This is a genomic window from Nitrosomonas sp. sh817 (assembly GCF_030908545.1).
Taxonomy (GTDB): Bacteria; Pseudomonadota; Gammaproteobacteria; order Burkholderiales; family Nitrosomonadaceae; genus Nitrosomonas.
In genome coordinates this window covers 2,834,125-2,852,741 of record NZ_CP133083.1, presented here as the reverse complement: position 1 = coordinate 2,852,741, position 18,617 = coordinate 2,834,125, and the positions used below count along the sequence as shown (strand labels likewise).

Annotated in this window: 24 protein-coding genes and 1 pseudogene; 17 read left to right on the top strand and 8 right to left on the bottom strand. The window is 49.8% G+C overall.

Annotated features, from left to right (window positions below; all coding sequences use genetic code 11):
• Nucleotides 1–614: 614 nt before the first annotated feature.
• The 7 genes from RBH92_RS13540 (at nt 615) to RBH92_RS13510 (ending at nt 6,703) form a co-directional block, all read left to right on the top strand.
• Nucleotides 615–2,009, top strand: a complete 1,395-nt coding sequence (locus RBH92_RS13540; RefSeq protein ID WP_307932523.1) for an aspartate aminotransferase family protein — start codon at nt 615–617, stop codon at nt 2,007–2,009.
• 8 nt (nt 2,010–2,017) lie between these two features.
• The gene (locus tag RBH92_RS13535; protein ID WP_307932522.1) at nt 2,018–3,082 is read left to right on the top strand and encodes an AI-2E family transporter; all 1,065 of its coding nucleotides are present in this window, start codon (nt 2,018–2,020) and stop codon (nt 3,080–3,082) included.
• A 32-nt stretch (nt 3,083–3,114) separates the two neighbouring features.
• Complete coding sequence (gene hda / locus RBH92_RS13530; protein ID WP_307932521.1) at nt 3,115–3,798, top strand: DnaA regulatory inactivator Hda; 684 nt, start codon at nt 3,115–3,117, stop codon at nt 3,796–3,798.
• Nucleotides 3,795–4,457 (top strand): histidinol-phosphatase, encoded by a 663-nt coding sequence (locus RBH92_RS13525; protein WP_307932520.1) that lies wholly within the window; start codon nt 3,795–3,797, stop codon nt 4,455–4,457. The genes hda and RBH92_RS13525 overlap by 4 nt, the downstream gene beginning before the upstream one ends.
• Nucleotides 4,458–4,642: 185 nt before the next feature.
• Entirely contained in the window at nt 4,643–4,942 is a 300-nt protein-coding gene (locus RBH92_RS13520; RefSeq protein ID WP_307932519.1) for a helix-turn-helix transcriptional regulator, read from the top strand.
• Nucleotides 4,932–6,200 (top strand): type II toxin-antitoxin system HipA family toxin, encoded by a 1,269-nt coding sequence (locus RBH92_RS13515; RefSeq protein WP_307932518.1) that lies wholly within the window; start codon nt 4,932–4,934, stop codon nt 6,198–6,200. The genes RBH92_RS13520 and RBH92_RS13515 overlap by 11 nt, the downstream gene beginning before the upstream one ends.
• A 185-nt stretch (nt 6,201–6,385) precedes the next feature.
• On the top strand, nt 6,386–6,703 hold the full coding sequence (locus RBH92_RS13510; RefSeq protein WP_307932517.1) for a helix-turn-helix domain-containing protein: 318 nt from the start codon (nt 6,386–6,388) through the stop codon (nt 6,701–6,703).
• 43 nt (nt 6,704–6,746) lie between these two features.
• Here RBH92_RS13510 and RBH92_RS13505 read toward each other — a convergent pair whose 3' ends face one another.
• The 4 genes from RBH92_RS13505 to RBH92_RS13490 form a co-directional block, all read right to left on the bottom strand.
• Entirely contained in the window at nt 6,747–7,427 is a 681-nt protein-coding gene (locus RBH92_RS13505) for a hypothetical protein (protein WP_307932516.1), read from the bottom strand.
• Nucleotides 7,428–7,553: 126 nt separating this feature from the next.
• Nucleotides 7,554–9,065, bottom strand: a complete 1,512-nt coding sequence (lysS, locus tag RBH92_RS13500) for a lysine--tRNA ligase (RefSeq protein WP_307932515.1) — start codon at nt 9,063–9,065, stop codon at nt 7,554–7,556.
• A 145-nt stretch (nt 9,066–9,210) separates the two neighbouring features.
• On the bottom strand, nt 9,211–9,390 hold the full coding sequence (locus RBH92_RS13495; RefSeq protein WP_307932514.1) for a DUF2798 domain-containing protein: 180 nt from the start codon (nt 9,388–9,390) through the stop codon (nt 9,211–9,213).
• Nucleotides 9,391–9,488: 98 nt separating this feature from the next.
• Nucleotides 9,489–10,073 (bottom strand): nucleoside deaminase, encoded by a 585-nt coding sequence (locus RBH92_RS13490; RefSeq protein WP_307932513.1) that lies wholly within the window; start codon nt 10,071–10,073, stop codon nt 9,489–9,491.
• 308 nt (nt 10,074–10,381) lie between these two features.
• Between RBH92_RS13490 and RBH92_RS13485 the strand changes: the two genes are divergently transcribed.
• The 3 genes from RBH92_RS13485 to RBH92_RS13475 all read left to right on the top strand — a co-directional run bounded on the left by RBH92_RS13485 (nt 10,382) and on the right by RBH92_RS13475 (nt 11,638).
• Nucleotides 10,382–10,636, top strand: a complete 255-nt coding sequence (locus RBH92_RS13485) for a DUF2024 family protein (protein ID WP_292924854.1) — start codon at nt 10,382–10,384, stop codon at nt 10,634–10,636.
• A gap of 104 nt (nt 10,637–10,740) precedes the next feature.
• Nucleotides 10,741–11,256 carry an invasion associated locus B family protein gene (locus RBH92_RS13480; RefSeq protein WP_292924855.1) on the top strand — a complete coding sequence of 172 codons (516 nt, stop codon included), beginning with the start codon at nt 10,741–10,743 and terminating at the stop codon, nt 11,254–11,256.
• A gap of 37 nt (nt 11,257–11,293) precedes the next feature.
• Nucleotides 11,294–11,638: an arsenate reductase family protein gene (locus RBH92_RS13475; RefSeq protein ID WP_307932512.1), complete on the top strand. Its 345-nt coding sequence runs from the start codon at nt 11,294–11,296 to the stop codon at nt 11,636–11,638.
• 208 nt (nt 11,639–11,846) lie between these two features.
• Here the strand turns inward: RBH92_RS13475 and rplS are convergent, their stop codons facing one another.
• The 4 genes from rplS to rpsP are packed head-to-tail and all read right to left on the bottom strand — an operon-like array spanning nt 11,847 to nt 13,873.
• Nucleotides 11,847–12,260, bottom strand: coding sequence for a 50S ribosomal protein L19 (gene rplS / locus RBH92_RS13470; protein ID WP_307932511.1), 414 nt, complete (start codon nt 12,258–12,260; stop codon nt 11,847–11,849).
• 22 nt (nt 12,261–12,282) lie between these two features.
• Nucleotides 12,283–13,056 (bottom strand): tRNA (guanosine(37)-N1)-methyltransferase TrmD, encoded by a 774-nt coding sequence (trmD, locus tag RBH92_RS13465; RefSeq protein ID WP_307932510.1) that lies wholly within the window; start codon nt 13,054–13,056, stop codon nt 12,283–12,285.
• Between the two features lie 12 nt (nt 13,057–13,068).
• Nucleotides 13,069–13,575 carry a ribosome maturation factor RimM gene (rimM, locus tag RBH92_RS13460; protein WP_307932509.1) on the bottom strand — a complete coding sequence of 169 codons (507 nt, stop codon included), beginning with the start codon at nt 13,573–13,575 and terminating at the stop codon, nt 13,069–13,071.
• Nucleotides 13,576–13,597: 22 nt separating this feature from the next.
• Entirely contained in the window at nt 13,598–13,873 is a 276-nt protein-coding gene (gene rpsP, locus RBH92_RS13455; RefSeq protein ID WP_307932508.1) for a 30S ribosomal protein S16, read from the bottom strand.
• 153 nt (nt 13,874–14,026) lie between these two features.
• On the opposite strand from rpsP, the pseudogene RBH92_RS13450 reads away from it, so the two are divergent.
• The 7 genes and pseudogenes from RBH92_RS13450 to RBH92_RS13420 form a co-directional block, all read left to right on the top strand.
• A pseudogene (locus tag RBH92_RS13450) lies at nt 14,027–14,212 on the top strand (4Fe-4S dicluster domain-containing protein); the annotation flags it as partial.
• A 189-nt stretch (nt 14,213–14,401) separates the two neighbouring features.
• The gene (locus RBH92_RS13445) at nt 14,402–15,307 is read left to right on the top strand and encodes a (Fe-S)-binding protein (protein ID WP_307933976.1); all 906 of its coding nucleotides are present in this window, start codon (nt 14,402–14,404) and stop codon (nt 15,305–15,307) included.
• Nucleotides 15,308–15,413: 106 nt separating this feature from the next.
• A complete protein-coding gene (gene coq7, locus RBH92_RS13440; RefSeq protein ID WP_307932507.1) occupies nt 15,414–16,040 on the top strand; it encodes a 2-polyprenyl-3-methyl-6-methoxy-1,4-benzoquinone monooxygenase in 627 nt (208 codons plus the stop codon).
• A gap of 69 nt (nt 16,041–16,109) precedes the next feature.
• A complete protein-coding gene (locus RBH92_RS13435; RefSeq protein ID WP_292924868.1) occupies nt 16,110–16,670 on the top strand; it encodes a YqgE/AlgH family protein in 561 nt (186 codons plus the stop codon).
• Between the two features lie 87 nt (nt 16,671–16,757).
• A complete protein-coding gene (ruvX, locus tag RBH92_RS13430; protein WP_307932506.1) occupies nt 16,758–17,174 on the top strand; it encodes a Holliday junction resolvase RuvX in 417 nt (138 codons plus the stop codon).
• Nucleotides 17,155–17,661: a bifunctional pyr operon transcriptional regulator/uracil phosphoribosyltransferase PyrR gene (gene pyrR / locus RBH92_RS13425; RefSeq protein WP_307932505.1), complete on the top strand. Its 507-nt coding sequence runs from the start codon at nt 17,155–17,157 to the stop codon at nt 17,659–17,661. Before ruvX ends, pyrR begins: the two co-directional genes overlap by 20 nt.
• Entirely contained in the window at nt 17,658–18,611 is a 954-nt protein-coding gene (locus RBH92_RS13420) for an aspartate carbamoyltransferase catalytic subunit (protein ID WP_307932504.1), read from the top strand. Before pyrR ends, RBH92_RS13420 begins: the two co-directional genes overlap by 4 nt.
• Nucleotides 18,612–18,617 lie beyond the last annotated feature (6 nt).

Below are 18,617 nucleotides of genomic sequence, written 5' to 3'. Positions count from 1 at the left end.
AAAAATGCTCTATTTTTTTATGCTTTCCCGCGCAGCGGCAGTAAAGTTCAAATCCGGTATGAAATCGTGCCGCATCCTAAATGTAAAAAAGCCACAGGCATGCCGTCCAACCTCGCTAAATTGGAGATGCTTCGCTTAAGAGGCTATCCGTTTGGGAAGCGCTGATTAATTCAACGAACGTGATGAAGGGCGAGGCGCACGGAACGCAACAGCCGAGACATATCAATCTGATAGGCGAGGGAGTGAGTGCCGCGCAGCGAAGCAATTCGCTCATGCAGTCAATTAATCAGCTCTTCCTTAGCGCTTGCGTGGAATACTGGTATGTCTTTGTCATTCGCGCCTATTGCGGCTTTCTAAAAGAATGAAATTTCCTTTGGGAAGGTTGTTTCTCGAAGGATTGCATCATTCGCATCTAAATCCATTGGTTTTGCGTCTTGGGATTTTTCTTTCATTCAAATCGCCTCATGTTTTTAACAGCAAAAATATGTGCAAGAATGGTATGATCTGCGCTAATTTTTATTGTTCTAATACGGTTTTGCAGTAGTTTTTCTGGGTGGGGTCAATTAATCATTTTTCCAGCGTTGCTGGCTGGTTTTCCAACACCGGGGTAGTTCATGTCTTTCAGTATCGCCAATTTGTTAGCCCAGCATCGTACCGACAAGTTTGATCTGCACGAGCAGTATCTGAATGCGCAGATGGTGCGGGTGCTGAAGACGATCGGTTACGATCGCAACTATCAGCGTGCGGTGGGGCAATATTTATACGACGAGCAAGGCAACGAGTATCTCGATTTGTTGAGCGGTTTCGGCGTGTATGTATTCGGGCGCAATCATCCGGTGATCGTCAATGCGTTGAAAGAAGTGCTGTCGCTGGAAATGCCGGATTTGGTGCAGATGGACGTGTCGATCCTGAGCGGCTTGCTGGCGAAGGAGATTCTGGCAACGGTGCCGGATAATCTGGAACGCGCGTTCTTTTGCAATTCCGGTACCGAGGCAGTGGAAGCGGCGATCAAATTCGCGCGCTACGTTACCAAGCGCAACCGTATCGTTTGCTGCGACCATGCCTATCACGGCTTGACGATGGGCGCGCTGTCGCTGAACGGCGAGCAGATTTTCAAGGACGGCTTCGGCCCGCTGCTGCAAGACTGCGGTTCGGTGCCTTTCAACGATCTGGCGGCTTTGGAACAAGCGCTGAGCGGCCGCAATGTCGCGGCATTCGTGGTCGAGCCGATCCAGGGCAAGGGTGTCAATATTCCGGACGATAATTATCTGCCCGAAGTCGAGCGGTTGTGCAAAAAATACGGCACGATGTTTGTCGCCGATGAAATCCAGACCGGCCTGGGCCGCACCGGCACATTCTGGGCGATTGAGCATTGGGGCGTAAAGCCCGATATGATTTGCATGGCGAAAGCGTTGTCCGGCGGTTTCGTGCCGGTCGGCGCGGTGGTGATGACGCAGCAGATCATGGAAAGCGTGTTTAACCGCATGGATCGGGCGGTGGTGCACGGTTCGACGTTCTCCAAAAACAACATGGCGATGGCCGCGGGGCTGGCAAGCCTGGAAGTCATCAGAACCGAGAAGCTGGTCGAGAACAGCGCCAGAATCGGCGCGGACATCATCGGCCGGATCAATGCTTTAACCGGCCAATACGAATTTTTGAAAGAAGCGCGCGGCAAAGGGTCGATGATCGCGGTGGAATTCAAATCGCCCAGCAGTTTCTCTCTCAAAGCCGCATGGATGATGCTGGAAGCGGCCAACAAAGGGTTGTTCTGCCAGATGATCACCATTCCGCTGTTCAAAGAGCATCGCATCCTGACGCAAGTCGCCGGGCACGGCATGAATGTCATCAAGCTGCTGCCGCCGTTGATTCTGACGCAACAGGATTGCGACCGTGTCGTGCAGGCATTGACTGAAACCATTGCCGATACCCATCAAGTGCCGGGTTCGATTTGGGAGCTCGGCAAGAATCTCGCTAGCCACGCGCTGAAATCCAAAGCCGGTCAAAGTTAAATCTGCCGATGAGTAGCGAAGAACACGCTAACGATTTGCATTACCTCTGGTGGCTTCTACTGGCATGCGTGACCGGCGGGCTACTGTATCTGCTCAGCCCGATCTTGACGCCTTTCCTGCTTGCCGCGGTGATCGCTTATATCTGCAATCCCATGGTATCGCGGCTGGCCCGCCATAACATCCCGCGCACAGCGGGGACTATTCTGGTGATGTTGTTGTCGCTCGTCGCATTCGGCGCGTTGATTCTGATCATGGTGCCGCTGTTTGAAAAAGAAGCGAGCCGCTTGCTGGATAAAATGCCGGCGTTTCTCGATATGCTCAAGAATCATATCATTCCGTGGCTGGAAACAAGGCTGGACATCAGTCTGGAGCCGGATATGGAATTGTTGAAGGAGGCGGTATCGGAACATTGGCAAAGCGCTGGCGGTGTCGCGGCTAAAATCCTGCCGTCCATTACCAGTGGCGGCATGGCGGTTGTGGAATTTCTGGTAAACCTGCTGCTGGTACCGGTGGTGTTATTTTACTTGTTGCGCGATTGGGATGCGTTGATCAAGCAAATCGACGAAATGATTCCGCGTTACTGGCATCAGCAAGTTTCGCAGCTGGCGCATGAAACCGACCGGGTTCTGGCGGAATTTTTGCGCGGGCAATTATCAGTCATCGTGCTGATGAGCATTTGCTATATCACCGGTCTTTGGCTGGTCGGGCTCGAATTTGCTTTGCCCATCGGCCTGGTTGCCGGTATTCTGGTATTTGTACCGTACCTCGGCATGATTGTCGGTTTGACGCTGGCCACTTTTGCCGCCATCATGCAGTTTCAGGGTTGGGCAGGCGTGATTCCGGTCTGGATTGTTTTCGGTGCGGGGCAATTGCTGGAAGGCATGCTGATTACGCCGTGGCTGGTTGGTGACCGGATCGGTTTGCATCCGGTCATCGTCATTTTTGCGTTGATGGCATTCGGCCAGTTATTCGGTTTCTTCGGCATTTTACTGGCGTTGCCGGTCAGTGCGGTGATGCTGGTCTGGTTGCGCCATTTGCATCAACGCTATCTCGGCAGTAATTTCTATAATTAAGCGGTTACGCAAACACCCATTGCGCAACGATCATGCAACAATTGCTGCTCGATATTAAACCGGTGCCGTCGCCGGTGCTGGCGAATTTCGTGCCGGGACGCAACGCCGAATTGCTGCAAACATTGCAAAACTGGCCGGCGGAACAAGCAGCGGAGCGCTTTGTCTATGTGTGGGGCACGCCCGGGTGCGGTAAAAGCCATCTGCTGCAAGCAACCGTTGCAGCCTATATCCAAAAAAAATTAAAAGCGGTATATTGCTGCGCCGGAAAACTCGGTAATTTCCAGGATATGGATGAAAATACCGCCGATTGTCTGGCAATCGACGATATCGAGAATCTTGATGCACCAGCGCAAATCGCGTTATTCAATCTCTATAACCGGTTGCGCGACAGCGGACGTACTCGCTTACTGATGAGCGGTTCCGCCGCGCCGATGTATCTCCAATTGCGCCAGGATTTGGTCACGCGCATCGGTTGGGGGTTGGTGTATCAGGTCCATGAATTAACCGACGAAGAAAAAACACAAGCGATGCAAACGCACGCCGCTGATTGCGGCTTTGAGCTATCGCACGATATTTGCAGGTATCTGCTGCGGCACGGACGGCGCGATTTGCCGTCGCTGCTGATGACGCTGGAAGCGCTGGATCGCTACTCGCTCATCCATCAGCGCCCCATTACCATTCCTTTATTACGAGAATTATTACAGGTGACTACATGAATTTAGCTTTATTTGATCTGGACAATACGCTGATCGCGGGTGATAGCGATTTTCAGTGGGCGCAATTTTTGATTGAAAAGAAAGCATTGGATCGCGAGTTGCACGAAGCGAGAAATATCGAGTTTTACGAGCAATACAAAGCCGGAACGCTGGATATTCACGAATTTCTCGATTTTCAACTGAAACCGCTGGCGCGCCATCCGCGCACGCAACTGGAAGCCTGGCGTAAGGAATTCATGACCCAAAGGATTACCCCGATCATCGCACCCGGCACCCGGGAATTGGTCGAGCGGCACAAATTGGACGGCGATTTATGCATCATCATCACCGCCACCAACAGCTTCGTCACTGCGCCGATCGCCCACGCGCTCGGCATCGAGCACTTGATTGCAACCGAACCGGAAGAAAAAGACGGCGAGTTTACTGGCCGGGTATCTGGCACGCCTTCGTTCCGGGAAGGAAAGGTTGAACGGCTGGAGAAATGGCTGGACGCGCATAATCTGACCTGGCTGTCGTTCCTGCGCAGCTGGTTTTACAGCGACTCGCTCAACGACTTGCCGCTGCTCAGCAAAGTCACCCACCCGGTCGCCGTCGACCCCGATCCGACATTGAAAAGCCACGCCGAAAGAAATAATTGGCCGGTTATCAGTTTGCGTTGATGGGGTGGGTTGGCGATTGAAGGCTTAGGGAATGCTTTTTTTCCCGGATGACGTAAGCTTATCCAGGTTAATTGCTGATCGTGGCAAATGCGCAAATATTCCCGATGGGGAATATTTTCTCAAATAAGATGAGTTGAAGCATAATTTTTCCCGATCAGGAAAATTAACTTGCTCAGATGTGTGCTTTGTTTCATAATTTCCCGAACGGGAAAATCGATAAAGTGAAATCCATGATCCGCATCCACAGCACTCAATCACTCGGACTCACCCTGCGCACAGCACGCAAGCAGCTTGACCTGACACAATCTCAATTGGCTTTGGCAGCCGGTGTCGGGCTACGCTTCATTGTCGATCTCGAAGCGGGAAAGCCCACGTTGCGACTAGAGCAAGTTTTACGGGTCATCGACGCCTTAGGCGGTGAAGTCGTTCTTGCGGGCCTGCCGGAACAATCCGCGGTGATAAAGATAGACAAAGATGGTGCATGAACTCGAGGTCTGGTTGTTTGCCGATCACGCCGGCACTTTGTCGCTGCAGGAGGGGCGGCTCAGTTTCCGCTACCGCGAAAACTGGCTGAATCGTCCGGGAACCGTTGCACTGTCTTGCTCGCTCCCCTTGCAATCGGATGCATTCGATGACATCCACACGCGCCCATTCTTTGCCGGTCTGCTCCCCGAAGGTCATCTGCGCCGCTTGATCGCACAGCAATTTCAGGTATCGGGTCAGAATGACTTTGCCTTGCTCGATCACATTGGCGGAGAGTGTGCCGGAGCCATTACATTTCTGCCGCCCGGAATACCCCCTTCACCGCCCGGGGATGAGCACGTCCAGTGGCTGAGTGATAATGAACTGACTATCATCCTTGATGAGCTGCCCCGCCGTCCGATGATGGCTGGCAAGGATGGCTTGCGGCTATCATTGGCCGGTGTGCAAGACAAATTGCCGGTTGTTTTTGACGGGCAACGCATTGGCCTGCCGCAAGGAGGGCAACCCAGCACCCATATTCTGAAGCCACCCATTCATGGCGTGGAAGATAGCGTTACCAATGAAGGCTTCTGCCTGACTTTGGCCCGTGCCATGAAGCTGCCAGCGGCTCAAGCGCAGATTCGAACCATCACTAGCCGGCGCTTTCTGCTGGTGGCGCGTTATGACCGGCAAGCCGATACGCAAGGCCGTGTAGCACGCCTGCATCAGGAGGATTTTTGCCAGGCACTCGGCGTGGTACCCGAGATGAAATACCAAAACGAAGGAGGGCCGGATTTTGCCGCGTGCTTCAGCCTGTTGCGTCATGTTACCCGGCCTAGCGCACCGCAGGTGCTGCGCTTGCTCGATTACGTGGTGTTCAACGCCTTGATCGGCAATCATGACGCACATGCCAAGAATTTCTCTTTGCTCTACACCGGCGAGTTTCCGGTACTAGCGCCGTTGTACGACACTCTGTCGACGGCGATATACCAGAATCTCACGCCCAAGATGGCGATGAAAATCGGCAGCAAATACAAGTTCAGCGAGGTACAAGCCCGTCATTGGGACCAGTTCGCCGAGAGCGCCGGATTGGGCCGGGCCCAAACCCGCAAGCGCATTCTGGAACTGGCGCAGAGCCTGCCGAAGACTGCTCGCCAGCTTCAATCGCAAAAAGAGCTTGGATTCTCTGAAAACCCCTTGGTCGAGCAGATTATCACCCTGATAGAGCAACGAGCCGCGCTGACGATACGCCGGCTCACCGAGCCGAAAGGAGAAGCATAGACTCGATGGGCGCAGTTCGATCTAATTTAGGAGTTGAGCCGCGCGTCCTCTGTTTCAAAATGTAATCCTGTGATTGATTGAAATTGGGGAAGGAACGAAAGATACCAGAATATGAAATGACTACAGCACTTCACGGTTGAACCAACAGTACCGGGTTATCTATCAAATCAACAACAATGAAGTGTATGTTCTCGTTGAACAAATCTCACCGCACGATTACCGGAGGAAAAAATGAACGAATATCAACTGGCAAAAAAACATGCGATGTATCGGTCGGCGAATCGGTAAAAATTATCCGTGAACTCCAGGGATTAAGTCAGAATGAACTGGCGGCCCTCTCCGCCATCGAGCATGACAAGATCAACTTAGGGATCGAGCACGCCAAAATATTGGCAAAAGCTCTCAAATGCCACCCTGCGGTACTGGTTTTCCCGGGGTGGGATATTAAGCTGCTGTATAACACTCCTGTGCAGTGTGATGTTGGGGTTTCTTCGGCAGCCTAACCTGCCGTGTTTGCTTTGTTCCGCGTCCAAGTTGATGGTGTTGTTAGGGTGCATTGCCACTGCTGATATCTCTTTCAAGTTCGTTAATAAGTTCGTCAAACTGTCGGTACTTCTGAAAGAAGCCCACCGTGCGCCCAGCAAGGGGCGTATGGCCGAAGTCCACATTGTTCATGAATTCGAGTGTCTTCCAGACCACTTGAAACACTGTTAAGACATCTCGTCGATCCACAGCCATTGGGTTGACATTCAAACTGAGCTTTAGAGTTCGACGTGTCAGAACATCGACTATGTCAGCGTAGTGCTTGTTGGTCTGAAATCCAAGATCCTGCGGCGTAGAAATGGTCCGCAGCTCTGCCTCGTAGTTCGATACGTCCAAATGCCAGATGTGGTTGTGCACGACCACATTTCGAAGAAGGAAAACTTCCACGAGATCCTCCTTCGTGGGAAGTTCTGGAAAATATTCCGCAAGTAAGTCCGGCGTACTGCGACCTCCTGCAACGAGCTCAGAGTTACGCACGAACCGAAGTCTAGAAGTAAAGGACTCTAGCATTGCTACCAACAGCACGATGATGGATACCGCATACCCATTCTCGCGCACGCCAGAGCCGCCCGGAAAGGGTCCGCCAGGCTTCTTGCGGAGAAGGTTCTGGACGAGATCGGCGATCGGTTGATAGTACGCCGAGCCTACTACAGTTACTACATCATTGAGGGGGGAAGAAGGCATGCCTCGATGCACCCTAACTAAAATTAGACAGCTAATTAAAAAAGCAAAACACAAAGGATCAAGTCTTGTATCTCTTTTCCACAAAAATCCCGTTGCGTAAGCATTGGGGAGTTTTCAACACATTTTCTAATCCTCCCGCCGTAACTGCGGAAACAGAATCACATCGCGGATGCTCGGGCTGTCGGTCAGCAGCATCACCAGCCGGTCGATGCCGATGCCTTCCCCGGCGGTGGGTGGCAGGCCGTATTCCAGTGCGCGAATGTAATCCGCGTCGTAGTGCATGGCTTCGTTATCGCCGGCGTCCTTGGCTTTGACTTGTTCCAGAAAGCGTGCCGCTTGATCTTCCGGGTCGTTCAATTCCGAGAAGCCATTGGCGATTTCGCGTCCGGCGATATACAGTTCAAAGCGGTCGGTGATTTCGGTGTTGTTGTCATTGCGCCGTGCTAGCGGTGAAACTTCCGCCGGGTAATCGACGATGAACGTGGGTTCGAATAGCAGGTGTTCCGTGGTTTCGTCGAACAATGACAGTTGCAAACCGCCGATGCCGTCGTTCGGGTTGTAATGAATGCCGAGCGCTTGCAATTTGTTGATCAGGAAATCGCGGTCGTTCAATTGCGCGTCGGTGTATTCCGGGTGGAATTTCCGGATGGCTGCGGTGATGGTCAGCCGGGCAAACGGTTTGGCCAAATCCATGGTTTTACCTTGATACGTGACTTCGGTCGTGCCTAGTACTTTTTGCGCGATTTGCGCCAGCATTTTCTCGGTGAAGTCCATCAGATAGGTAAAGTCCTGGTAAGCCTCGTAGAACTCCACCATGGTGAATTCGGGATTGTGCCGGGTGGAAATGCCTTCATTGCGGAAATTGCGGTTGATTTCAAATACCTTTTCCATGCCGCCGACCACCAGCCGTTTCAGATACAGTTCCGGCGCGATGCGCAGGTACAGTTCCATGTCGAGCGCATTATGGTGTGTCATAAAAGGCCGGGCGGTGGCGCCGCCGGGAATCGGGTGCATCATCGGGGTTTCGACTTCCAGGTAATCGTGCGCGACGAAAAATTCGCGCATCGCCTGGATGATTCTCGAGCGCGTCGTGAACACGTTGCGCGCTTCTTCGTTGGTGATCAAATCCAGATAACGCTGACGGTATTTCTGCTCCTGATCGGTCAAACCATGAAATTTCTCCGGCAGCGGCCGCAGCGATTTGGTCAGCAGTTGCAGGCCGGTCACGCGGATTGAAAGCTCATCGGTTTTGGTTTTGAATAACGAACCTTGTGCCCATAGTATGTCGCCCAGATCATAATGCTTGAACGCCGCGTGCGCTGCCTCGCCGGTGTGATCGTTGGAGATATACAACTGAATGCGGCCGCTCATGTCCTGGATCGTGGCGAAACTGGCTTTACCCATGACGCGTTTCAACATCATCCGTCCGGCCACTTTGACTATAACCGGCGATTCTTCCAGTTGTTCCTTGGTGAAGTTGTCGTATTGCCGGTGCAAATCCGCCGCCAAATGCTCGCGCCGGAAGGTATTCGGGAAAGCGTTGCCTGCTTGCCGCCATTCAGCCAATTTGGCGCGGCGTTCGGCAATGATTTGATTTTCATCGAGCGGCGCGGCCGCCGGTTGGTTTTCTTGAGTCATATTCGATTTATTTTGTGTAAGATGTCTTTCAGGCAGTGGCTGCAACCACCAGATAATTCCGCGCAATTATACGCTGCTGCTACGAATTTTCCGAAATGAAATCAATCAGCCCGGGTAGTTTTTGCAGTCTTTGCTATGCGTTACGCTAGCGGAAAATTCTATCGACCAGGTTCCGGAATACAGGGGATAGCGATAATAAGAGCAGGAATCCGACAGGGAAAGCAATGCCCCAGGAATACAGCCACTGTTCGAGATATTCACCGGAAAAACCGAGATTGACGGCAGTTACGGTTGCGGATACGCAACCGGTCATTGTTGCTGACATGATGAAGCAATAGAGGCAATGCTGTAACAATTTGCGCTTCAAAAAATTATCCTTATTATGCTTTGTGTTGTCATGGGAGGTATCCGGCATGTCCCATGTCAGTTCTTGGAATTGGAACCGGGACGCTGGCGGTTATAAAGCTCTCCAGTGTAACTTTGCAATATTTCCATGGATTGCGGCCGCATGATTCCGGTGGTTACGGCGATACCTCTTTTTTGCAGTTCCTCGATCCAATTTGCGGGGCGGGGACCTTCGTCAAATCCGATAGCTTGCGCGTCCTCCGAATACGCGCCGCAAACGACCGAAGCGACACCGGCCCATATTAATGCACCCAAACATTGACAGCAAGGCTCTACGCTGGTGACCAGTTCAAATGAACCCGATTGGGCTAATTCATAGCTGCCGAGCGATCGTTCCGCCGATGCAAGCGCCATTATTTCGGCATGCAACAGCGAGGACTTTCCCGGTACCACCCAGTTGACACCAGGTGCAATCAGCTTTCCGGAAGCAGATTCAAAAACAGCCGCTGCAAAAGGGCCGCCGCCTTGTTGCACGTTGATTCTCGCCAAATCGATCGTTAATGCCATCCGCTGTTCCGTCGTGGGAAAATGCGTTGGTTTGCTCGCAATCCTGATACTCAGCCAATCCGGAACCGGCAATAGGATGTCGATCCATTTTTTCATAATGTCATCAACAGGGGTAGGTTCGTCATCTTGGGGCATCCCGAATAATAAAGGCGGATTATTCCGCATTTTTCTGGCGGAAACCAGTCATCCATGCTTTCTTGGGTAGCCCGTTTTATCTCAATCGGCGTGATTCAGGAGTTTCTTGCGGGCGTTGCGATGCGATAAAACCGGGACATGGGGCAAGTGGTTATATCTCCTGGCAGTTTGGTTTATTAATTGGTATAGTTGGGGATAAAATACGGGCGGGCAATGTGCCGCCGTAGTGTGTCAAGATTATTAATCAATCAATTTTTGGAAGGGATGATATGCAAATTCATGTGTATGATACGTATGTGAAAGCGAAAGATGGGCATACGATGCACTTCGATGTTTTTACAGCCGTGAAAGATGATCAGAAAGCGGTTGAATACGCCAAGCAATGGCTTGCTACGATCGGAGAAGGCGATGCCGTGGTTACGAGCAGGGAATGCAGCTTTTGCCATAGCCAAAGCGCGCCGCCGAATGTCATTGATGAAATTAACAAAAATGGTTTTTTCATCTATAAAATGGAAGGCTGTTGATGATTGCTTGCCGGTGACGGGTGAGTTGGATTTAGGGCTGGCGTCTTAGGCCGGTCAGTCAATTGCTGAAGTCGTAACGATAGAGTTTTCAAGGCCATTAGAAAATGAAGCTGAAATTTAATAAATTGATATTTGCGAGTGCTGTTTTTGCATTTTGCGGTTCGGTGCAAGCCGCTGAACCGAAGCTTTTGGGACAGCATGGTGATTGGGCGGCCTATATGTTCATGGAGAACAATAGCAAGGTTTGCTATATGGTGAGTCAGCCGAAAAAATCCGAGGGGAATTATACAAAGCGTGGGGATGTTTATGCTTTGGTTACGCATCGTCCTTCCGAGAAAAGTACGAATGTTTTCAGTTATATTGCCGGCTATCCCTATAAACCGGGCAGCGATGCGACAGTAACTGTAAATAACCAAAGCTTCCGGCTTTTTACTCAGGATGATTCAGCCTGGGCGCCCGATCAAGCCACTGACAATAAGATTACGGATGCTATCAAGCGCGGTAATTCACTGGTAGTTAAGGGTGCATCGGCACGCGGGACTAGCACGGTCGATACCTTTGGATTGAGCGGATCAACCGCGGCCCATAAGGCAATCTCGGCGGAATGCGGCATCAAGTGAAGTATTTTTGTTTTATTTGTTATCATTTTAAGTTGTCATGAGCGAGAAGATTGTCATTTATCAGAAGCCTGCTTGCAGCAAATGCCGGGCGACCATTTCTTTGTTGCAGGAAAGCGGTCAGCAGTTCGATTCTGTTAATTATTATGAAGCGCCTTTAACAGTCGAGGAGTTGCGCAAACTCATTCAAAAACTGAATTTGCCGGTGCGCGATGTGCTGCGTAAGGATGAACCTGCTGCATGTAACCTGATTGAAGCTTCTGATGAAGAGATCATTAGGGCAATGGTCGAGAATCCGGATTTGATGCAGCGCCCGATTGTGGTCCGGGGTGATCAGGCCAAATTATGCCGGCCACCCGAGAATGTGATGGAATTACTCAAATAAGTAAGAAAAAAAAAGAGTAGCAGCTTTGCTGCTCAGGGAAAAGCACTGATCAGTGCGACGAACAGATAGGTTGGGGAGAGAGGCCACGCAACGAAGTGATGCGCTCGCACAGCCAATTAATCAGCGTTTCCTTAAATCATCAAAAACCCCCGTCCATTTTGAATAACGGACGGGGTTTTTTATTGTGATTGCGGTACAATTTGGCTGCTTATTCTGATTCTGGCGCGGCAGATTCTTGTTTTACTGCTGCATTGCTGCTGCCAAGACGAGCCGGAAGTTTCTCGCGGATACGAGCCGATTTTCCTGCACGATCTCTCAGATAATACAGTTTTGCGCGGCGAACGGCGCCGCGGCGTTTGATTTCGATGCTAGCTATTAATGGAGAGTATGTTTGGAAGGTACGTTCCACGCCTTCTCCGCTTGAAATCTTGCGAACAGTGAAAGCTGAGTTGAGGCCGCGATTGCGCTTTGCAATAACAACCCCTTCGTACGCCTGCACGCGTTTGCGATCGCCTTCGACGACATTGACATTGACAATGATAGTATCGCCCGGGGAGAAATCAGGTATTTCTTTATTTAGGCGTTTTATTTCTTCTGCTTCCAATTGCTCAATAATATTCATTTGATTCTCCTTTCTGCTGATTCTATCTGAATTTACAAGTTTGTTTAAATTCTTCCAATAATTCTTTTTCGTCCGGTGTTATACCATGCTGCTCTAATTTTAGCTTCAAGAGGTCGGGGCGTTTTAACCATGTTCTGCCCAGCGCTTGCTGCAAACGCCAACGGCGGATCTGCGCGTGATTTCCAGACATCAATATTTCAGGGACATGGTCACCTTGATACACCTCGGGGCGCGTATAATGCGGGAAATCTAGTAATCCATCAACGAATGAATCCTGATTTGCCGATTCCGGATCACCCAAGCTGCCCGGTATTTGCCGAATGATACAATCAATTAGAACCATTGCGGCTAATTCGCCTCCGGAAACGACGTAATCCCCAATCGAGATTTCCATATCCACTTGACGGCTGATCAAACGTTCGTCAATTCCCTCGTAGCGGCCACATAATAAAATCAGCCCCGGCATCTTGCTCAGTGTTGTAACTTGATGGTGGTCAAGCCTGTTTCCCTGAGGCGTCATATAAGCAACTACGGTTTGCGAGATTCCTACTGCGGTTTGTCTCGCGCGTGCCTGGGTAATGGCATCCTCCAGCGGTTGCGCCATCATGACCATACCCGGCCCCCCACCGTAGGGGCTGTCGTCCACGCTATGACGATTATCATATGCAAATTTGCGCGGATTCCAGGTATTAAGGTTAATAATACCGTTTCTGAAAGCTTTTCCTGTTATACCGTAATTAGTGACGGCATCGAACATTTCAGGAAATAACGTGATGACATCGCATTCAAAAGGCATTGGCCGACTACCTTAGTAATAATCCATGCCCCAATCAACCGTAATTCTGGAAAGTTTCAGATCTACTTTGATGACGAACTGTTCAATAAAAGGAATGAGGATTTCTTTTGGTTCTCTATCAACTGCTTGAACGCGCAACACATCGTTGGCGCCCGTTTCAAACAAACCGAAAACTTCGCCTAACCGCTCACCTTTTAAATTAATAACTTCAATCCCGATTAAATCGGACCAATAATAACCATCTGTGCCGTCTTGAGAAAGCACCGGTAACTGGTTTCTCGGAATCGCAACTTGCAATCCTTTGAGTTTTGTAGCCTGCGTACGATCAGTGTATTCTTTTAATTGTGCTACCAATACCTGGCCATTAACATGACCGTCTGCCACATGTACTTGTTGCCATTCTATATTATCGTTGCCGAGCCACCAGGTAGAATAATCCATTAGGCCATCAATGAATTCCGTGTATGGATTTATCTTTATCCAACCATATACGCCAAATGGGCCCATGATATGACCCATGATGACCATCGATTCAGTCGGCTTATTTGCTGGTGTTGCTGGAGGACGCTTCTTTATTGGCGACAAATTGTTTGACGAGCCGGGATACGGTTGCCGATAATTGCGCACCTTGAGACTGCCAGTACGCGACTCGATCCAACTGAACTCGCAGCGGCTCTTCACCGCCTGCTGCTCTGGGGTTATAAAATCCAATGCGTTCTAAAAATCGACCATCACGAGGTGAGCGCGAGTTCGCAACCACCATGTTAAAAAAAGGACGTTTTTTTGCACCACCGCGTGCCAATCTGATAATAACCATAGAATTTTGTAGCAAAAAGTATTATGTAATCTTCTATTTTACAATAATTTTCATGCGAATGACAAGGATACTTGTGATTGATATGATGATCTGGTTTGCTGGGATAGAATAGCATCCGGACAAATCGTCATTTTATTTATAAGAATTAATTAATTGTCTCAAACTATCACAAAAAATAAAATAATTGAAAAATCCAATCGATGCGTTTCTTGCGGATTGTGTTTGCCGCATTGTCCGACGTATCGATTGTTGAAATCGGAGGCCGATTCTCCGCGCGGGCGTATTGCGTTAATGAATGGGGTTGCTGGCGGCCGGATTCCTTTGAATTCGAAATTTATTCAGCATATGGACCGGTGTTTGACATGCCGGGTATGTGAGGCTGTTTGCCCGAATGATGTTCAGTATGGTGCATTGATTGATGAGACGCGGCATCTGATTGGACAATCCAAAATTGATAATTCGGGAAGGAAATCATTTCTGCACGATTTGTTTCTGCAGTTGTTGTCTCATCCAGTCCGATTGGATTACATGCGTCGCTTATTCTATTCGGCGCAAAAGAAAAGCTGGTTTCGCTGGGCCGGAAAAGTCGAATTTTTTGCCGGTAATGCATTGTTCAAATTGATTCTGCAGCTTCCGCCGGTAAGGTTTCCACTCGCAAGGATAAATGCTGGCGAGGTTACTGTTGGTAATCAATGGCAGAGATTATATCCCGCGATCGGCAAACATCGTGGCGAAGTTGGATTGTTTTTGGGTTGTGTGGCAAGGCTGACGGATGTCAGAACATTAAACGCGAGTATTGCTGTGTTGAATTATTTGGGTTATGCCGTCCATGTGCCCAACGATCAAACTTGTTGTGGTGCATTGCATCAGCATCGCGGTGCGATCAATAAAGCTGGTTTATTTGCGAAAAAAAATCAAGCAGCTTTTGCCGGTTCCAATATTCAAGCTATTATCGGCACAGCATCGGGATGCGCAACGCAACTACTCGAATCCGGTGTTGGCGGGGACAATGGCCGGATAGTCGATATCAGCCGGTTTCTTGTATTCAGTGAAGGGTGGGAACGTATTGAAATCGCCCCGCTGGCGGAGAAAATTCTGGTGCATGATCCTTGCAGTCTTCGCAATGTGCTGGAAGGGCAGCGGTATCCGTACCAATTGCTCGAGCGCATACCGAGCGTGCAAGTAGAACCGCTAGCCAATAATGATCAATGTTGCGGTGCTGCCGGAACTTATTTTATAGATCAACCGGAAATCTCAGGGATGTTGCTCAATGACAAGATAGCTGCGATCAGGGAAAGCGGGGCCCGTTACTTGGTGACTTCAAATGTCGGGTGTAGCATGCATATCGCAAACGGATTGTACGAAAACGGAATAGAAGTTGAAGTATTGCATCCGGTTACATTGCTGGCAAGACAGATGGGTTTGGAATTATAATAAAAACAAATTTTTAGTCGGTGTATCGCGGAGATTTCCGCGATACTTGAATAACTACTCTGTTGGGTGCCAAAACTTTGCTTTCCTTACACGGATTATAAAGACTATGATCAATATTGATAAACTTATCATTGGTTTCGATAGCGCATTGCGAACTTTATTGACCCCGGCCCAAACTGTCCGGCCCGTGCCCGGCAATGAATTGCCGGAAGCCGATTTGACGGAAGTGGAGAAACGGCTTTCATGTGCGTTGATGCGCATCAATCATGTCGGTGAAGTTTGTGCTCAAGCCCTGTATCAAGGGCAAGGCTTAACCGCGAGAAATGAAGTGGTACAGCAAACTCTGATGCAAGCGGCGAGAGAAGAAACGGAGCATTTGGCATGGACTGAGCGACGGATTGCGGAGCTGGGTGGCCGGAAAAGTCTTTTGAACCCATTATGGTATGGCGGATCGTTTACAATCGGAGTTGTCGCAGGGTTGCTGGGGGATAAATGGAATCTGGGTTTTCTTGCTGAAACCGAGCATCAAGTGGAGGAACATTTGGCGGGACATTTGCAACGTTTACCCGATCAGGATGAAAAGAGCCGTGCAATTGTCGCGCAAATGAAGATTGATGAAGCGAGTCACGCAACGATGGCATTGTCATATGGCGGAGCGGAACTGCCGTTGCCGATCAAAATTACGATGAAACTTGGATCAAAGGTAATGACTCATACGTCATATTGGGTATAAGCCAATCCCGTCATTTAGACGGGAAGTAAGACAGTGTGAGTATTTACATCATAATTTAGAGTCTTTGCTATGAAAAATGTCAATCTGACACACCATTTTTTGATTGCAATGCCAACAATGGTGGATACTGTATTTTCCAAGACATTGACTTATATTTGTGAACATAATGAACAAGGAGCCCTCGGTCTCGTCATCAATCGGCCGACGGATCTTACATTGATGAATCTTTTTAAACAGCTCGGAATTCCGCAAACCGTTTCAGAAGCCGAAGCAATACCGGTGTTATTCGGTGGGCCAGTGCAATTAGATTGCGGATTTGTATTGCATCACCCCATAGGAAACTGGCAGTCGACACTTGTCGTTAATAAGGAAGTGGGGTTGACTACATCCCTGGATATCTTGAAAGCGATTGCGAATGCCGAAGGTCCGGATCAAATTCTTATTGCAATGGGTTATGCGGGCTGGGCTGCAGGTCAGATTGAGCATGAATTAGCGCAAAATGCATGGTTGACCGTTCCGGCCACGGCTGATGTTTTGTTTGGCTTGCCATCCGAAGAACGGCTGCCGGCAGCAATGCAATTGCTGGGAATTCAAGACGCGAATATCTCGAATGAAGTCGGGCATGCATAATTGCTTGCGGTTACGGTGACGGATTGTTTTTCCCGAGGTTTGGCCGCACATCAACAATCAGAGAAACAATTGGTTGACGGAGTTGTTTTGGCTTTTGATTTTGGGAAGAAGCGTATTGGTGTTGCGATAGGCAATACGGCGCTGGGTATGGCAAATCCACTATCGACCATTGATGCGGAAGTGACTGAGCAGCGCTTTGCCAGGATTGCAACATTGATAGCAACTTGGCAGCCTGTGTTGCTGGTGGTGGGGCTGCCCGTGCATAGTGATGGAACCGCGCATGAACTGACGCGCCTCAGCCAGCGCTTTGCGCGTCGGCTAGAAGGCCGGTTTAAGATTAAGGTAATTATGATTGATGAGCGGTATACCAGTGAAATAGCAAGCGCTGCTTTGAATGCGGGCGGGATTTTCGGAATAAAGCAAAAACCTCTGTTGGATCAATTTTCTGCGCAACAAATTCTGCAATCATTTTTTGATGAACAACATGCAACTACCAGACGCTGAGGAAGTTTTTAGAAACTTTGCAATAAAGATCCGGGCGGATCAATCGAAAAATTATTCGCTGGTGGGTATTCGTACGGGCGGCGTCTGGCTGGTGGAGCGATTACATCGGGAATTGGCGATTGCAAAGCCTTTTGGCATACTCAGCGCATCTTTTTACCGGGATGATTTCGACAAAATCGGCTTGCATTCACAAACGAAGCCTTCCGAGATACCGTTTGAGGTTGAAGGAGCGCACATTTTGTTGGTGGATGATGTGCTAAATACCGGGCGTACGATCCGCGCAGCGATTAACGAGTTATTCGATTATGGTCGTCCTGCCTCGATCAGTTTGGCGGCTTTGGTCGATCGCGGAGGCAGAGAACTGCCGGTTGCTGCACAATATGTCGGGGTAGCGCTCGCATTGCCAGCGGATAAGATGTTGGAACTCAAACGCGATGTGAACGGGAAGTTGAGTTTTGACCTATACGATAAGAATCTCTCGGAATGATTAATAGAAACCCGCAGTTGGATGAGCATGGCGTGCTGCAGCACTTGCTGACCACGGAAGGTTTGCCGGCTTCAATTTTGCAGAATATTCTGGATACCGCGGAATCATTTGTAGGTGTGACCGAGCGGGATATTAAGAAAATTCCCTTGCTACGCGGCAAATCGATCTTCAATCTGTTTTTTGAGCCCAGCACGCGTACCCGAACGACGTTCGAGATTGCCGCAAAGCGTTTGTCAGCGGATGTCATCAATCTCAATATCGCGGTATCGGCGCAATCGAAAGGCGAGACATTACTCGATACCGTGAATAACCTATCGGCAATGAATGCCGACATGTTTGTTGTCCGGCATGCGCAGAGCGGCGCGGCTCATTTAATTGCAAAGCATGTTCGCCCCGATATTCATGTCATTAATGCGGGTGATGGCAGCCATGCGCATCCGACGCAGGCGTTATTGGACATGTTCACGATCCGTCGCTATAAACAGGATTTCCGCAAGCTGCGCGTGGCGATAATCGGCGATATTCTGCATTCCAGGGTAGCGCGTTCGCAGATCCATGCGCTCACTACTTTGGGGGTGCCGGAAGTGCGTGTAATTGCGCCAAAAACGTTGCTCCCGAAAATGGTCGAGCGCCTTGGTGTGCATGTTTACCACGACATGTCGAAAGGGCTAAAAGATATCGATGTGTTAATGATGTTGCGCCTGCAAAATGAGCGGATGAAGGGCGCTAATTTACCCAGTGCCGAGGAATATTTTAAATATTACGGATTGACCTCTGAGAAACTGTCCCTCGCGCGGCGCGATGCCATTGTCATGCACCCCGGGCCGATGAATCGTGGAGTGGAGATCGATTCGGCTGTGGCTGACGGCGCGCAATCGGTGATTTTGCCGCAGGTGACATTCGGCATCGCGGTTCGCATGGCAGTGATGTCAATTTTAGCGGGCGCTTAACGTTGT

Excerpts from the sequence above, each read along its gene's own strand:
- rplS (WP_307932511.1), bottom strand. The coding sequence starts at position 12,260 with ATGAATATTATTGAGCAATTGGAAGCAGAAGAAATAAAACGCCTAAAT.
- RBH92_RS13475 (WP_307932512.1), top strand. The coding sequence starts at position 11,294 with ATGAGCGAGAAGATTGTCATTTATCAGAAGCCTGCTTGCAGCAAATGC.
- pyrR (WP_307932505.1), top strand. The coding sequence starts at position 17,155 with ATGCAACTACCAGACGCTGAGGAAGTTTTTAGAAACTTTGCAATAAAG.
- RBH92_RS13480 (WP_292924855.1), top strand. The coding sequence starts at position 10,741 with ATGAAGCTGAAATTTAATAAATTGATATTTGCGAGTGCTGTTTTTGCA.
- RBH92_RS13540 (WP_307932523.1), top strand. The coding sequence starts at position 615 with ATGTCTTTCAGTATCGCCAATTTGTTAGCCCAGCATCGTACCGACAAG.
- coq7 (WP_307932507.1), top strand. The coding sequence starts at position 15,414 with ATGATCAATATTGATAAACTTATCATTGGTTTCGATAGCGCATTGCGA.
- RBH92_RS13435 (WP_292924868.1), top strand. The coding sequence starts at position 16,110 with ATGAAAAATGTCAATCTGACACACCATTTTTTGATTGCAATGCCAACA.
- RBH92_RS13515 (WP_307932518.1), top strand. The coding sequence starts at position 4,932 with ATGGTGCATGAACTCGAGGTCTGGTTGTTTGCCGATCACGCCGGCACT.
- hda (WP_307932521.1), top strand. The coding sequence starts at position 3,115 with ATGCAACAATTGCTGCTCGATATTAAACCGGTGCCGTCGCCGGTGCTG.
- lysS (WP_307932515.1), bottom strand. The coding sequence starts at position 9,065 with ATGACTCAAGAAAACCAACCGGCGGCCGCGCCGCTCGATGAAAATCAA.
- rimM (WP_307932509.1), bottom strand. The coding sequence starts at position 13,575 with ATGGGTCATATCATGGGCCCATTTGGCGTATATGGTTGGATAAAGATA.
- RBH92_RS13505 (WP_307932516.1), bottom strand. The coding sequence starts at position 7,427 with ATGCCTTCTTCCCCCCTCAATGATGTAGTAACTGTAGTAGGCTCGGCG.
- RBH92_RS13495 (WP_307932514.1), bottom strand. The coding sequence starts at position 9,390 with ATGTCAGCAACAATGACCGGTTGCGTATCCGCAACCGTAACTGCCGTC.
- RBH92_RS13420 (WP_307932504.1), top strand. The coding sequence starts at position 17,658 with ATGATTAATAGAAACCCGCAGTTGGATGAGCATGGCGTGCTGCAGCAC.
- RBH92_RS13510 (WP_307932517.1), top strand. The coding sequence starts at position 6,386 with ATGTTCTCGTTGAACAAATCTCACCGCACGATTACCGGAGGAAAAAAT.
- RBH92_RS13490 (WP_307932513.1), bottom strand. The coding sequence starts at position 10,073 with ATGAAAAAATGGATCGACATCCTATTGCCGGTTCCGGATTGGCTGAGT.
- RBH92_RS13445 (WP_307933976.1), top strand. The coding sequence starts at position 14,402 with ATGCGTCGCTTATTCTATTCGGCGCAAAAGAAAAGCTGGTTTCGCTGG.
- rpsP (WP_307932508.1), bottom strand. The coding sequence starts at position 13,873 with ATGGTTATTATCAGATTGGCACGCGGTGGTGCAAAAAAACGTCCTTTT.
- RBH92_RS13485 (WP_292924854.1), top strand. The coding sequence starts at position 10,382 with ATGCAAATTCATGTGTATGATACGTATGTGAAAGCGAAAGATGGGCAT.
- trmD (WP_307932510.1), bottom strand. The coding sequence starts at position 13,056 with ATGCCTTTTGAATGCGATGTCATCACGTTATTTCCTGAAATGTTCGAT.
- RBH92_RS13535 (WP_307932522.1), top strand. The coding sequence starts at position 2,018 with ATGAGTAGCGAAGAACACGCTAACGATTTGCATTACCTCTGGTGGCTT.
- RBH92_RS13525 (WP_307932520.1), top strand. The coding sequence starts at position 3,795 with ATGAATTTAGCTTTATTTGATCTGGACAATACGCTGATCGCGGGTGAT.